The sequence below is a fragment of the Allobosea rubneri genome (genome assembly GCF_032464875.1).
GTDB classification, from domain to species: Bacteria; Pseudomonadota; Alphaproteobacteria; order Rhizobiales; family Beijerinckiaceae; genus Allobosea; species Allobosea rubneri.
In genome coordinates this window covers 98,685-112,134 of the sequence record NZ_JAWDID010000006.1, presented here as the reverse complement: position 1 = coordinate 112,134, position 13,450 = coordinate 98,685, and the positions used below count along the sequence as shown (strand labels likewise).

Below are 13,450 nucleotides of genomic sequence, written 5' to 3'. Positions count from 1 at the left end.
AATCTCTCCCCTGAAACGGCCACCTCTTGCGGGCGACCTTGGGGCGAGTGTGGGCGGAAAAATCCGCTCTGACAACACGCTCCGCGAACCGTCCGCGACCGCTGGAGAGCCTGCAGGGTTCGTGCCAGAGCGCAGATATCGGCGCCTCACGGAGCCGACATCGCCGAATAATGCGCAAGCCGGAGGCTATCCGGCAAAAAATTGCGCGAGCTCTACCTAAATCGTTTCAATCGGCGCATCGACACGCGGGAAGGGTCGCAAGGCCTCGAGAGCCGCGGCCGCCTGCAACACCAGAGAATCGCTTCCGTAAGGTCCTACGATCTGCAAACCGGCAGGCAACCCGGCGCTGGTCAGTCCGCAGGGCACCGAAGCCGCCGGGGCCTGGGTGATGTTGAACGGGTAGGTGAACGGGGTCCAGCGGGTCCAGTCCTCGCCATAGGCACCATCGGCCGGCGTGTTGCGGCCGACAGAGAAGGCGGGCAGCGGCAGGGTCGGGGTCAGCAGCAGGTCGAAGCGTGCATGAAATTGCGCCATGTGCAGCGCCAGCGCATTGCGGCGGTTGAGCAGCACGTCGACATAGGTCGCGCCATCGATGCGCTCGCCGGCTTCCGCAACCGCAACGAGGCCGGGATCCATCTGCGCGCGTGCCTCTGGTCCGGCGCTGCGCAAGGCGAGCGCTGCGCCAGCCGACCAGAGCGTCATCAGCGTATCGATCGGATCGTCGAAGCCCGGATCGACCTCCTCGACGCTGGCGCCGAGCTCGCGAAAGGCCAGGGCTGCGCTGTGCGTGAGCGCCGCGATCTCCGGATCAACAGGCACGTCGACCCCGAGCCTCGGCGACCAGGCGATGCGAAGCCCGCGCACGCCGGCCTCGAGGCCATCGGTGAAATCGGGCGGCATGCCCGTCATCGCCGTCATGTCGCGCTCGTCCGGCCGGCCGATCGCGTTCATCGCCAGCGCGGCATCGCGCACCGTGCGCGTCAGCGGGCCGAGATGGGCGAGGAAACCCATGACCGAGATCGGCCAGGCCGGGACGCGGCCATAGCTCGGCTTGAGGCCGAAGACGCCGGTGAAGGCGGCAGGGATGCGCACCGAACCGGCACCGTCGGTGCCGAGATGAATGCAGCCGAGATTGAGCGCAGCTGCCACGGCCGCGCCCGAGGACGAGCCACCCGGACCTGTCGCGATGTCCCAGGGGTTGCGGGTGATGCCCGAGAGCGGCGAATCGCCGACGCCCTTCCAGCCATACTCAGGCATGCTGGTCTTGCCGAGGAAGACGCAGCCGGCCTCGCGCAGCCGCGCCACCGCGGGCGAATCGGCGGCGAAGGGCGCGTCAGAGGCCACCGCCGAGCCGCGCCGCATCGGCCAGCCGGCGACGCCGAGATTGTCCTTGATCGTCACCGGCACGCCGTCGAGCGGCCCGAGTGCCTCGCCCTTCAGCCAGCGTGCCTGCGCGGCTTCGGCCATGGCGAGCGGCACCTTGTCGTCGCGCACGACGAAGGCGTTGACCTGCGGCTCGAAGCGCTCGATGCGCGCGAGCGCATCCTTGGCAACCTCTACCGGCGAGAGCTCGCGCGAAGCGTAGAGCGGGCCGAGTTCGGCAGCGGAAAGCGAGGCGATGGCGGTCATGGCGGCTCCCGTTCGGATGATCAGTTCGGAACCCCACCGTCATCCTGGGCAGGCGGCTTCAGCCGCGCAGACCCAGGATCCATCATAAGGCTCCGCGCCCTACGATGGATCCCGGAGCTCCGCTTCGCTGCGTCCGGGATGACGGAGAGGTGTCGTGAACACTCTGGATATCAGGCGTTGGCGGCGCGCCAGGCGGCGCTGAGCAGGACATTGGCGCCGGCGACCATGTCCTCGTCGGTGCTGAGTTCGGCCGGATTGTGCGAGAGCCCGCCGATCGAGGGGATGAAGACCATCGCCGTCGGGCACAGCCGCGACATCATCTGCGCGTCATGGCCAGCGCCGGAGATCATCCGGCGGATCGGCAGGCCGAACTCTGCAGCGCTCGCCTCGACGCTGGCGATCAGCTCCTCGGCAAAGGGCGTCGCCGGGAAGCGGGCGAGATCGCGGAAGCTGATCGCGATGTCGTCGCGCGCCGACAATTCGGCGCAGAACTTCCGCACGGCTGCCTCGGCCTCGGCCAGGGGCGCGTCCAGCGGGTTGCGCAGATCGAGCGTCATCACCACCGTCTCGGGCACGACGTTGACGTTGCCGGGCTGGACGCGGATCACGCCGGAATTGGCGAGCTGGCCGGGAATCGTCCTGGTCAGCTCATTGGCGAAGATGTTGATCCTGGCGGCGGCGAGGCCCGGATCCTTGCGGTAGCGCATCGGCGTGGTGCCGGCATGGCTCGGCCTACCCTTCAGGGTCAGCTCGAGCCAGCAGATGCCCTGAATGCCGGTGACCGCGCCGAGCCCACCGCCCTCGCTTTCAAGGATCGGGCCCTGCTCGATATGCAGTTCGAGATAGGCATACGCCGGCAGGAAGCCCGGCTGCTCGGGGCCGTGATAGCCGATGCGCGCCAGTTCCGTGCCAAGCACAGCGCCATCGGCGTCTTTCTCGGCATGGGCCGCCGCGACGCTCATGCCGCCGGCCCAGACATAGGAGCCGAGCATGTCGGGGTGGAAGCGTGCGCCTTCCTCGTTGGTGAAGGCGATCACCGCCATGTCGCGCTTCGGCTGAAGGCCGGCATCGCGCAAGGCCGCGAGCACCTCGACCCCGGCGATCACGCCGAGCGCGCCGTCGAAGCGCCCGCCGGTGCCGACGGTATCGATATGCGAGCCCATCACCACGGCGGGCCCGTCCTCCTGACCCTTGAGGATGCCGACGATATTGCCGATGGCGTCAATCTTCACCGTCAGGCCGAGCGCCTGCATCTGGCCGACCAGCCAGTCGCGCCCCTGCTTGTCCTCATCGCTCAGCGCGAGACGGCGGCAGCCGCCTTCCGGCGTCGCGCCGATCCGCGAGAGTTCCGCCAGCCGCGACACCAGCCGCTTTCCATTGATCCGCAGGTTGGTGCTCATCTCGTCGGCGCTCCGTGGCAGGCATGGCATCGGTTCGGACATGCAGCAGGCAGGAAGCGGGCCGCGCGCGCAAGAGGCTGAATCGGCGACGCGGCGCGGAACGAGCACGCGCCAAGCGCAGGGCGCGGCCGGCCCCGGCATCGCAGGGGCTGTAAACTGGTCGATTGCCCATATAGAAGGCAGCCATGTCACAGATCGCGCTTCCGATGCGGCCGGCGAGCCCCTGGCTCACCGAGGTCAAGGCCATGCTGGCGTTGAGCTGGCCGATGGTGCTGACCAATGTCGCGCAGACGGCGATGACCGCGACCGACGTCATCATGATGGGCCATCTCGGCCCCGACTCGCTGGCGGCCGGCGCGCTCGCCTCCAACCTCTACATGGCCTTCCTGATCTTCGGGATCGGCGTGATGGCGGCCGTGGCGCCGATGGTCGCTATTGAGCTCGGGCGGAACCGGCATTCGGTGCGCGATGTCCGCCGCACCGTGCGCCAGGGCTTCTGGGTGGCTGCGACCATGGCCGGGCCGATGTGGCTCTGCCTCTGGCAGGCCGAGACGATCCTCACCGCGATGGGCCAGAACCCGGCGTTGGCGAAGGCGGCCGCCTCCTATCTGCACACGCTGCAATGGGGCCTCCTGCCCTTCTATCTCTATCTCGTCCTGCGCGGCTTCCTGGCGGCACTGCAGCGGCCGTTCTGGGTCTTCGTGACCGTGCTGTTCGCGGTCTGCTTCAATGCCTTCGCCAACTGGGTTCTGATGTTCGGACGGCTCGGCTTCCCGGCGCTCGGCCTGCCCGGCTCCGGAATGGCGACGGCGCTGGCCTCGACCCTGATGTTCGTCGGTCTCGCCATGGTGGTCTCGCTCGACCGGCGCTTCCGGCGCTACCGCCTGTTCGGGCGCTTCTGGCGCCCGGACTGGAGCCGCTACCGCGCCTTCTGGCGGATGGGCCTACCGATCGGCGTCACGGTCGGCTTCGAGGTCTGGATCTTCAACGGCGCCGCCTTCCTGATGGGCCTGCTCGGGCCGACCTCGCTCGCCGCCCACGCGATCGCGATCCAGATCGCCTCGCTCTGCTTCATGGTGCCGATGGGCATCGGCCAGGCCGGGACGGTCAGGGTCGGGCATGCCTTCGGCGCCGGAGACAGGGAGGGTATCGCCCTGGCCGGCGCGACGGCGCTCGTGCTCGCAACCGCCTTCATGTGCCTCACCGCGCTGCTGATGCTCCTGATCCCGCACTGGCTGGTCGTGCCGTTCCTCGACGCCAGCAAGCCGCGCGCGGCCGAGGTGGCGCAACTCGCCATGCTGTTCCTGTTCTATGCGGCGATCTTCCAGATCGTCGACGGCATCCAGGTGGTCGGCGTCTCGATCCTGCGCGGCCTGCGCGACACGCGCGTGCCAATGCTGTTCGCCGGGCTCGGCTATTGGGGCATCGGCCTGCCGCTCTCGGCGGCACTCGGCTTCCTGACACCGCTCGCCGGCGTCGGCATCTGGATCGGGCTCGCGACCGGCCTTGCGATCGTCGCCGTGCTGATGCTGACGCGCTGGTTCGCCCGCGAGCGGCTCGGATTGATCGGGGCGCCTGCGGCCACCGACGCCGCCTGACCCTTCGGCGAGCACGCCTCCGTAGCAGTGCCATCCCTGGCGAGGCGCGGCTGCGGCCAGCCGAACAACACGGAATACCGGACAGCAAAAAGGGCCGCTCCCGGCGGAAGCGGCCCTCGATCGGTTTTGGCGTGGGGCCCGGGCCGGCTCGATCAGGAACCGGCCCTCCCTACCTCAGAACTCTTCCCAGCCGGCATCGCCCTGGCGGGAGTTCGCGACCTTGCGCATCGGCGCGACAGGACGCGGCTCGCGGCGCGGCGTCGCCTTCTGCTGGGCGAAGGCGGCCTCGGCGAGCTGACGCAGGCGCTGCGGCTCGCTGTCGGTCTCGCTCGCGGAAGCAGCCGCGGGGCGGGTCTGAGGCGCCGCAAACGGCGTGACCGAGGCCGACCCGCCGGTACGGAAGCTCGCGACCAGCGCGTTGAGCTCGCCGATCTTGCCCGAGAGCGAGCCTGCCGAGGCCGCGCTCTGCTCAGCCAGGGCAGCGTTCTGCTGGGTCATCTCGTCCATATGCGCCACGGTCTGGCTCATTTCCTCGATGCCGTTGGCCTGCTCTGCCGAAGCGGCCGCGACCTCCGAAACCGTGGTCTGGACCTTGCGCGAGGCCTCGACGATGCTGGTCAGCGCGTCGCCGGCCTGACGCACCAGCTTCACGCCGGCTTCGACCTCGGCATTCGACGAGGAGATCAGCCCGGAAATGTCCTTGGCCGCCTCGCCCGAACGCTGCGCCAGCGTACGGACCTCGCTCGCCACCACCGCGAAGCCCTTGCCGGCGTCGCCGGCGCGTGCAGCTTCCACCGCCGCGTTTAGCGCCAGCAGATTGGTCTGGAAGGCGATGTCGTCGATCACCCGGATGATGTCCGAGATCTTCTTCGAGGCCTCCTCGATGCGCGCCATCGCCGAGACCGCTTCGGTGACGATGCCGCCGCCGGCCTGCGCGACCTGCATGGCTTCGCCGGCTAGGACGACGCCCTGCTGGGACGCCTGCGCCGAGGCCTTCACCGAGGCCGCGAGCTCCTCGGTCGTCGCCGCGCTTTCCTCCAGCGAGGAGGCCTGCTCTTCCGTGCGCTTCGAGAGGTCGTCCGCGCCGGTCGCAATCTCGCGGGCCGAGAGCCCGACATCGCCGGCGGTCGCCTGGATCGTCCGCAGCGTCAGCGAGAGCTTCTCGCCGGTCTGGTTGATCGCGTCCTTGAGATCGGCGAAGCGGCCGCGATAGGCGCTGTCGACCCGGTGCGTCAGGTCGCCGGCGGCGATCGCCTGCAGGGCCTCGGCGAACTCGGTGGTGGCCGCGTCGACGACACGGTTGATCTCGTTGATACCGGCGACGAGCTTGGCCATCTCCGCATCGGCGTCATCGAGCGCAAGTCGCGCCGAGAAATCGCCGGCCGCCGCGGCGGCAACCACCGTGCCGACGTCCGAGACCACGAGCGCCATCGATTCGGCCCGGGCGAGGCGTTCTTCCGCAGCCGCCCTCTCCTGCGCCTGCAGCAGCGCGACCTGCTCGGTGCTCTGGCGCAGAACGGCGAGAGCACGCGCCATGGCGCCGATCTCGTCGCCGCGCTTGGTATGGGGAACCTCGATCTGCGTGTCGCCGGCGGTAACGCGGTCCATCGCCCCGCCAAGATCGAGCAGCGGCCGGGTGATCGAGCGCTGGGCGAAGAGCATGGCGGCCGCGAACGAGGCCAGCAGCGTCGAGAACAGCACCACGGGCAAGATCCACTGGACCTGCCGGGTGAAGCTCGCGGCCTCCTCGGCCAGCGCCTCGCCGACAGCCTCGTTGCGCTTGGCGAAGGCGACGAGATTGTCGTTCAGGGCCCGCCGGTTGGCGCGGTTGAGGTCGTTGTTCCCCTGCTCGTCGGCAGCAGCGGTCGAGACCTCGCGACCGAGCCTGATCGTCTCGGCGCGGAAGGCGATGAACTCGTCGACCGATTTCTGGACCTTCAGGGCGCCTTCCTTTTCGGAAGCGGGCACGCGGGCGACGAGGTCGGCGGCGAGCTTGCGCATCACCGGGAAGCGCGCCTCCTTCGTCTTGGCGAACGGCTCGGCCTCCTTGGCAGTCTTCGACATGTAGATGCCGCGGGAATCCATCACCACGGCAAAGACATTCGTGTTGATTCGCTCGGTCAGCAAGGTGATCTCACCCTGCACGTCGGAACGGGCATTGAGGTCCTGGGAGCGCGACAGCGCATACAGGCTGAGGCCAGCCGAAAGCACCGAGCCCAAGGCTATGATGCCGAGCATGGCCAGAATCTTGAAGCGGATCGATTTCATCGCGTCTTACGTCCCCAGCCCGAGCTCGCCGCGCCCGAGAAACAACTGCATTTTTTGGACGCCCACTGCGCCGAACGCCCAAACGGCAAAGCAAAACATTGCCGGCAACACTTAAATTCAGCTTAAAATTGCTCACATCTTGGGCAAATTGGACCTGATCAGCCCATCTTCCTCGCAATACGCTTCCGTTTGCCAAACTGGCCTTGGCAATGGCGACAGCCTCCCGCTCCGTCATGCGCCAGACGCATGAGCGACTGTTGCAGCGAAGACACGCATTGCGGCCGCCTTGATTTCGCCATCTCGTCTTCACCCGAGCGCCATGCGAAGCCGTGAAGTGAAAGACGTCCGCCGGCCGCAGTTCATTGGAACCGGCCGGCAATTCGAATGTTTCGCCGCCAGCCGTATCTTCCAAGAGCCGAGTTCATGCCCTCCCGCCAGCCCGCCGCCTCCGACCTGCTTTCCCGCCGCCGGTTCATCACCCTCGCCTCCGCATTCGCGCCGGTCGCGCTGACCGGCTGCATCAGCACGTCGCAGCAGCCCTATGAAGTGCGGGCGCCGATCCATCAGAACGCCGCCTTCCTGTCGATGTACGATGAGAAGCCGGACGAGACCTTCCCGCTGCCGGCGACCGACATCTCCGAGGTCGAGACGCGGTTCCTGCGCCAGGAAGTCGCCTATCGCACCAACGAGGCGCCCGGCACGATCGTCGTCGACACCTCTGCCCGCTATCTCTACCTCGTGCGCGAGAACGGCCGGGCCATCCGCTACGGCATCGGCGTCGGCAAGCAGGGCATGTCCTGGCGCGGCCGCGCGACGGTCGGGCGCAAGGCGGCATGGCCGCGCTGGACCCCGACGGCTGCGATGATCAAGCGCGAGCCCGAAAGGAACGCTCGCTGGGCGGGCGGCATGGCCGCCGGGCTCGAGAACCCGCTCGGGGCGCGCGCGCTCTATCTCTATCAGGGCAGCCAGGACACGCTCTACCGCATTCACGGCACCAGCGAGCCGTGGTCGATCGGCAAGGCCGTTTCTTCCGGTTGCATCCGCCTGTTCAATCAGGACATCATCGACCTGCACAGCCGGGTGCCGACCGGCACGACGGTGGTGGTGCTGAACCGCAACCCATCGAACGAACCGCTCCTGGAGACGGATGCACCCGCACCCGACGACGACTTCATCTGATCGCTCGCCGCCCGACGGCCTTGCGCTGACGCGGCTCGACCCGGCCGACTACGGGCGCGCGCCCTGGAAGAACGGCGGCGGCGTCACCATCGACATCGCCGCGCTCTATCGCGGCGACGCCGTTGCCGGTTCCTGGAGTGGGTTGGTCTGGCGGCTCGGTCGCACGGCGATCGTGACGCCGGCTCCCTTCTCCGACCTCTCCGGCCACGATCGCCAGCAGGTGGTCGTCAGTGGCCGTGGGCTCGTGCTCGACACGCCGGAAGGCGAGATCGACCTGCGCGAGCCGTTCCGCCCGATGGGTTATGATGGCGGCCTCAACATCGTCAGCCGCCTCGAGAACGGGCCGGTCGAGGTCGTCAACCTGATCGCCGACCGGAACCTCGCCAGGATCGCGATTGCGGTGCTGCAGGAGGGGTCGGCGCTTTTCCTCCAGCCCGGCACGCATATCGTCTACGCCGCCGACGGTCCGCTCGCCTTCGAGGTCGAGGGCTCTCCGACTCCGCTCGCGCACGACCAGGCGCTGCGAATCGACGCCGCGCGCCCGCTAAAGCTGCGCGGCGAGGCCGGGCGCGGATTGATCGCCTCGATCTATCCGATCGCCGCCGAAGCGCCTGCCGCCTGAGTCCGGCGCGCTTCTGGTTTTGCCTGGCCGCGGTTTTGTTATAGGGGCTGCGCCAGCCGGCGGGCCTGCCGGTCAACAGGGTGAGTGTGCGCCGCATGCGCGTGACGATGATCGGTTCGGGCTATGTCGGCCTGGTTTCGGGAGCATGCTTCGCCGATTTCGGCCATGAGGTGATCTGCGTCGACCTGGACGCAGGGAAGATCGCCGCGCTCAATCGCGGCGAGATTCCGATCTTCGAGCCGGGCCTCGACGATCTCGTCGCGAGCAATGTCCGCGCCGGTCGGCTCTCCTTCACGACTGAACTGCCGGCATCCGTGCGCGAGGCAGACGCCGTCTTCATCGCAGTCGGCACGCCCTCGCGTCGCGGCGACGGTCATGCGGACCTGTCCTACGTGCATCAGGCGGCGCGCGACGTCGTCGCCGCGATCGAAGGTTTTACCGTCGTCGTCACCAAGTCGACGGTGCCGGTCGGCACCGGCGACGAGGTCGAGCGGATCATGCGCGAGGCCCGCCCGGATGCCGATTTCGCCGTCGTCTCGAACCCGGAGTTCCTGCGCGAAGGCGCCGCGATCGCCGATTTCAAGCGCCCCGACCGCATCGTGATCGGCACCGAGGACGAGCGCGCCCGCAAGGTGATGGAAGAGCTGTACCGGCCGCTCTATCTCAATGCCGCGCCGCTGCTGTTCACCGCGCGGCGGACCTCGGAGCTGATCAAATACGCCGGCAACGCCTTTCTCGCGACCAAGATCACCTTCATCAACGAGATGGCGGATCTGTGCGAGCGCGTCGGCGCCAATGTCCAGGAGGTGGCGCGCGGCATCGGCCTCGACAACCGAATCGGCTCGAAGTTCCTGCATGCCGGCCCCGGCTATGGCGGCTCGTGCTTTCCGAAGGACACGCTGGCGCTGATCAAGACGGCGCAGGACATGGAAAGCCCGCTGCGGATCGTCGAGACCGTGGTCGCGGTCAATGATCAGCGCAAGCGCGCCATGGCCCGCAAGGTCGTCGCCGCCTGCGGCGGCTCGGTGCGCGGCAAGCGCATCGCGGTGCTCGGGCTCGCCTTCAAGCCGAACACCGACGACATGCGCGAGGCCCCTTCGCTCGCCATCATCACGGCGCTTATCGATGCCGGCGCTCAGGTCGTCGCCTTCGATCCGGAAAGCATGGACAGCGCCCGCCCGCTCCTGCCCGAGATCGAATACGCGCCCGACGCCTATTCCTGCCTGGAAGGCGCCGACGCGCTGGTGATCGTCACCGAATGGAACGCCTTCCGGGCCCTCGATCTCGAACGCGTCAAGGCGGCGCTGCGGCGACCCGTGGTGATCGATCTGCGCAATATCTACCGCTCCAGCGAGATGCGCGAGCGCGGCTTCGACTACGTCAATATCGGCAACGCCTGAGCCGAAAATTCCCCGGGGTCGCCTTGATAACGTCATAGGCCTCCACCACCTCTCGCATGGCAGGGCGACCGTCCTGCCCAACATGAGAGGAGATGACGATGACGCCGCAGGAACGCGACGTGATCGCCGGGATTTTCGACCGCCTGCGTCAGGCGGCCAATCAGCCCCGCGACCCCGAGGCTGAGAACTTCATCGCCGAACGCCTGCGCGAGCAGCCCTATGCCGTCTATGCGATGGCCCAGTCGATCTATGTCCAGGAACAGGCGCTCGCCAATCTGCAGGCCCAGGCCCAGCAGCTTCAGGCCGAGGTCGAGGAGCTGCGCCGCCAGCCGGCCGCAGCTCCCGCGCCGGCCCAGTCGGGCGGCTTCCTCTCCGGGATCTTCGGCGGCGGCGCGAGCCAGCCGGCCCGCAACGGCTCCGTGCCGTCCTTCCCGCAGCGCGCCGCGCCGCAGCCCGCTTCCCCGGTGCCGGCCTCGCCGCCCTGGGGCGCCCAGCCGGGCCAGCAGGGCATGGCGGCTGCGCCCGCTCCCGGCCCCTGGCAGAGCCAGCAGGCTCAGCAGCCGGCCCGCGGCGGCTTCATGGCGAGCGCGCTGACGACGGCGGCCGGCGTTGCCGGCGGCATGGTCGCCGGCAACATGCTGATGAACGCCTTCGGCGGCGGCAAGCCCGCGGCGTCGGAAGCGAAGCCGGCCGAAGCCAACGCGACGCAGCAGAACGACACCGCCACGGCCGAGAATGCCCAGCCGGCGTCGAACCAGTCCTATGAGGATCCCGGTCACAGCTACCAGGAGCCGAGCTATCAGAACGCCAGCAACGAGGGCTATGATGACGGCTCGAGCGGCTTCGGCGACGACGAGTGGGCCTGATCGGCCGCTTCGCCCTGATTGAATGAGAGACCCGCCCGGCAACGGGCGGGTCTTTCCTGTTGGGCGGACGCATCCGGGCGCCTGATGCGGCGAGTGTCCGGGATAAGTGGTTTCCGGGCAGGCAACTTTGGGGCTGGCGGCGCGCAAAGCGGCCATTCGATTTAGCGGCGCGACGACGCGGCCTACTACAATGACCGCTCGCCGATACCTTCAACGACGATACGGATGAGGCGTGTGATCTCGTCCTCGGTGAAGCGCCGTCCGGCAAGGACTGAAAGCATCGCTTGCCCGTAGACGCCAAGCAGGATGAGCGCCATGAAGTTGGGGTCATCATCCCTGCGAATGACCCCCTGCCTCTGGCCGAGCACTAGAATGTCCCTGACAAGCCGCTGGAATGACGGCCGGTCGGGGGGTGGCTCAAGGGCTGGCCTTTCGGCAGGGGCGAGAGCCAGCTTTGCAAGCGACGGATTCGCCAGGCACCAATACGCGCTGTCGAGGAAGACGCCTTCCAGCAAATGAAGCACGTCTTCGCCCGCCTTCATGCGATCGCGGTAGGGCAGGTCATTGGCTTCCACGCGGGCGACGAGCTGCGAGGCGATTTCGTCTTTTGAGGCGAACAGGTTGTAGACCGTCTTCCGGGTCAGGCCAGCACGGTTTGCGATCGCCTCAACGGAGGTCGCAGCAAACCCCATTTCCCGAAACGCCGCGTCGGCCGCATCGAGGATGAGGAGCCGGGATCGCTCGGTTCGCTTTGGGGTTGCCATATTTACACACTGGTATAAATTTATACTTCTGTAAATATTTATCAGGAGGCCTCGCGTTGAAGGAGTTCGGTCCGAACATCTGGATTGCGGAGGGGCCGGCGGTAAGGGCGGCGGCCGGATTTCACTATCCAACGCGAATGGCCATCATCAGGTTGGCCAATGGCGATCTGGTTCTCTGGTCGCCAACCGCGCTCTCGGACGATCTTCAGGCCGAGGTCGGGGCGATGGGGGCGGTGCGATACCTGGTTGCGCCCAATTCTCTGCACCACACATTCCTTGGGGATTGGCAGCGGGCATATCCTGACGCCAAGGTTTACGCGCCGCCAAATCTGCCGGAGAAACGCAAGGATATCAGGTTCGACGCCATCTTTAGTGATGAACCGGTTGCAGAATGGGCAGGGGAGATCGACCACGCGATCATGTGGGGCAATCGGATCACCACAGAGGTTGTTTTCTTTCACCGTGAGAGCAGAACTGCGATCGTCACCGATCTCATCCAGCAGTTTCCGCGCGGATGGTTCAGGGGCTGGCGGGCCCTGGTTGCCCGGCTGGACCTGATGGTAGCCGAGGAGCCGGCGGTGCCACGAAAATTCAGGGTCGCCTTCACGGACCGCCATGCCGCGCGCCAGTCTCTCCAGCGAGTTCTGACCTGGCCCACGGACAAGGTGGTCATTGCCCACGGCCCGCTGATCTCCAATGACGGGCAAGCGTTCCTGCGCCGGGCGTTTCGCTGGTTGGCTGAGTAGAAGAGGCCCGACTTCTGGCCGCGAAATTTCCTAACTTGCACACTCCATTTGTTGCTCACCTTCTGCTTGAGCGATCGAACCCGCGATGACCGCAATGGTCGAAATACGACTTTGCTTCGACCGGAAGGCCGCGCTCAGTTGCCGAATGCACCGCTGACGCCGTGCCAGATCTGGTCTTTCAGCGCGATGAGCGGCGGCGCGGGGATGGTCGCGGGCGGCTCGGTTCGCCTCACGCCGTCGATCACCAGCGTGGCGATGTGGATCTCGCCGTCGGTGTAGTAGGGATCGCCCTCGCCATTGCGGCCGAACAGGGTCGGGCCCACCCCGGAAATCTGGAAGACGTTCTGGACCATGCCGGCCTTGCCGAGGTCCTGCATCAGCAGGTCACGCTCGGCGTCGATGTCGGGGGCAATGTGGTGCGTCACCTGACCGGTGTCATGGCTGAAGCCTACTCCCCGGTCGAAGGTAATCGAGCCGAGCCAGACCGGCCGGCCATCGTTCCCCTTCTCGAGGACCATCCAGAAGCGCACATGGTGCCGGCGGTCCGCGCTGGTGCCCGCGGGCTTCTCGAAGGCGAGCTCTTCCTTTTTCCCCTGATAGTAGAGCGGGCTGACGGGCGCATCGCGATAGGGCCGGTCGAGCACCACGCTGCCGACGATCTCCAGGCTCGTGCGTAGCGTGATCGGGTCGGCGGGATACCAGCCCGCCGCATGCATGGCGCGCAGGGCGTCTTCCTTGCTGCCGACGAAGCCGACATTGAGCGCGTCGCCCGGAATGCCGCTCGCGGTACGAGTCACCATGGGCAGAGCGGCGAGGCCGGGTTCGCGTTCGTAATGACGCCATAGGAGCGGCAGCAGCAGGTAGGCGAGCAGCAGGTAGCCGGCCAGCGAAGCTGCCAGAACGAGCCACCAGCGTCGCCTGCGCGTGATCTGTCCCATTGCCGACATCAGCTCGATAGCAAGTGCTGCATTCAGCGCC

Annotated in this window: 11 protein-coding genes; 6 read left to right on the top strand and 5 right to left on the bottom strand. The window is 67.2% G+C overall.

Annotation, left to right across the window (positions count from 1 at the left end; all coding sequences use genetic code 11):
* Positions 1–216 precede the first annotated feature (216 nt).
* Both RKE40_RS06255 and RKE40_RS06250 read right to left on the bottom strand, forming a co-directional pair.
* Entirely contained in the window at positions 217–1,629 is a 1,413-nt protein-coding gene (locus RKE40_RS06255) for an amidase (protein WP_316017373.1), read from the bottom strand.
* Between the two features lie 170 nt (positions 1,630–1,799).
* On the bottom strand, positions 1,800–3,029 hold the full coding sequence (locus tag RKE40_RS06250; protein ID WP_316017372.1) for a M20 family metallo-hydrolase: 1,230 nt from the start codon (positions 3,027–3,029) through the stop codon (positions 1,800–1,802).
* Positions 3,030–3,214: 185 nt separating this feature from the next.
* Here RKE40_RS06250 and RKE40_RS06245 point away from each other — a divergent pair, with 185 nt between their 5' ends.
* Positions 3,215–4,627 (top strand): MATE family efflux transporter, encoded by a 1,413-nt coding sequence (locus RKE40_RS06245; protein WP_316017371.1) that lies wholly within the window; start codon positions 3,215–3,217, stop codon positions 4,625–4,627.
* A gap of 174 nt (positions 4,628–4,801) precedes the next feature.
* Here the strand turns inward: RKE40_RS06245 and RKE40_RS06240 are convergent, their stop codons facing one another.
* Positions 4,802–6,895: a methyl-accepting chemotaxis protein gene (locus tag RKE40_RS06240; RefSeq protein WP_316017370.1), complete on the bottom strand. Its 2,094-nt coding sequence runs from the start codon at positions 6,893–6,895 to the stop codon at positions 4,802–4,804.
* Positions 6,896–7,318: 423 nt separating this feature from the next.
* On the opposite strand from RKE40_RS06240, the gene RKE40_RS06235 reads away from it, so the two are divergent.
* The 4 genes from RKE40_RS06235 to RKE40_RS06220 all read left to right on the top strand — a co-directional run bounded on the left by RKE40_RS06235 (position 7,319) and on the right by RKE40_RS06220 (position 10,962).
* Entirely contained in the window at positions 7,319–8,074 is a 756-nt protein-coding gene (locus tag RKE40_RS06235) for a L,D-transpeptidase (protein ID WP_316017369.1), read from the top strand.
* Positions 8,043–8,696, top strand: coding sequence for a HutD/Ves family protein (locus tag RKE40_RS06230; protein WP_316017368.1), 654 nt, complete (start codon positions 8,043–8,045; stop codon positions 8,694–8,696). The genes RKE40_RS06235 and RKE40_RS06230 overlap by 32 nt, the downstream gene beginning before the upstream one ends.
* Positions 8,697–8,791: 95 nt before the next feature.
* Complete coding sequence (locus RKE40_RS06225) at positions 8,792–10,096, top strand: UDP-glucose dehydrogenase family protein (protein ID WP_316017367.1); 1,305 nt, start codon at positions 8,792–8,794, stop codon at positions 10,094–10,096.
* A gap of 98 nt (positions 10,097–10,194) precedes the next feature.
* Complete coding sequence (locus RKE40_RS06220) at positions 10,195–10,962, top strand: DUF2076 domain-containing protein (protein ID WP_316017366.1); 768 nt, start codon at positions 10,195–10,197, stop codon at positions 10,960–10,962.
* Positions 10,963–11,147: 185 nt separating this feature from the next.
* Here the strand turns inward: RKE40_RS06220 and RKE40_RS06215 are convergent, their stop codons facing one another.
* Positions 11,148–11,726 carry a TetR/AcrR family transcriptional regulator gene (locus RKE40_RS06215; protein WP_316017365.1) on the bottom strand — a complete coding sequence of 193 codons (579 nt, stop codon included), beginning with the start codon at positions 11,724–11,726 and terminating at the stop codon, positions 11,148–11,150.
* Between the two features lie 56 nt (positions 11,727–11,782).
* Between RKE40_RS06215 and RKE40_RS06210 the strand changes: the two genes are divergently transcribed.
* Complete coding sequence (locus tag RKE40_RS06210) at positions 11,783–12,472, top strand: DUF4336 domain-containing protein (RefSeq protein ID WP_316017364.1); 690 nt, start codon at positions 11,783–11,785, stop codon at positions 12,470–12,472.
* 134 nt (positions 12,473–12,606) lie between these two features.
* On the opposite strand, the gene RKE40_RS06205 is transcribed toward RKE40_RS06210, so the two are convergent.
* Positions 12,607–13,419 (bottom strand): LssY C-terminal domain-containing protein, encoded by an 813-nt coding sequence (locus RKE40_RS06205; RefSeq protein ID WP_390893264.1) that lies wholly within the window; start codon positions 13,417–13,419, stop codon positions 12,607–12,609.
* Between the last annotated feature and the right edge of the window lie 31 nt (positions 13,420–13,450).

Bases quoted from the DNA above. Each gene is read 5' to 3' on its own strand.
- RKE40_RS06255 (WP_316017373.1), bottom strand. From the start codon at position 1,629: ATGACCGCCATCGCCTCGCTTTCCGCTGCCGAACTCGGCCCGCTCTAC.
- RKE40_RS06250 (WP_316017372.1), bottom strand. From the start codon at position 3,029: ATGAGCACCAACCTGCGGATCAATGGAAAGCGGCTGGTGTCGCGGCTG.
- RKE40_RS06245 (WP_316017371.1), top strand. From the start codon at position 3,215: ATGTCACAGATCGCGCTTCCGATGCGGCCGGCGAGCCCCTGGCTCACC.
- RKE40_RS06240 (WP_316017370.1), bottom strand. From the start codon at position 6,895: ATGAAATCGATCCGCTTCAAGATTCTGGCCATGCTCGGCATCATAGCC.
- RKE40_RS06235 (WP_316017369.1), top strand. From the start codon at position 7,319: ATGCCCTCCCGCCAGCCCGCCGCCTCCGACCTGCTTTCCCGCCGCCGG.
- RKE40_RS06230 (WP_316017368.1), top strand. From the start codon at position 8,043: ATGCACCCGCACCCGACGACGACTTCATCTGATCGCTCGCCGCCCGAC.
- RKE40_RS06225 (WP_316017367.1), top strand. From the start codon at position 8,792: ATGCGCGTGACGATGATCGGTTCGGGCTATGTCGGCCTGGTTTCGGGA.
- RKE40_RS06220 (WP_316017366.1), top strand. From the start codon at position 10,195: ATGACGCCGCAGGAACGCGACGTGATCGCCGGGATTTTCGACCGCCTG.
- RKE40_RS06215 (WP_316017365.1), bottom strand. From the start codon at position 11,726: ATGGCAACCCCAAAGCGAACCGAGCGATCCCGGCTCCTCATCCTCGAT.
- RKE40_RS06205 (WP_390893264.1), bottom strand. From the start codon at position 13,419: ATGTCGGCAATGGGACAGATCACGCGCAGGCGACGCTGGTGGCTCGTT.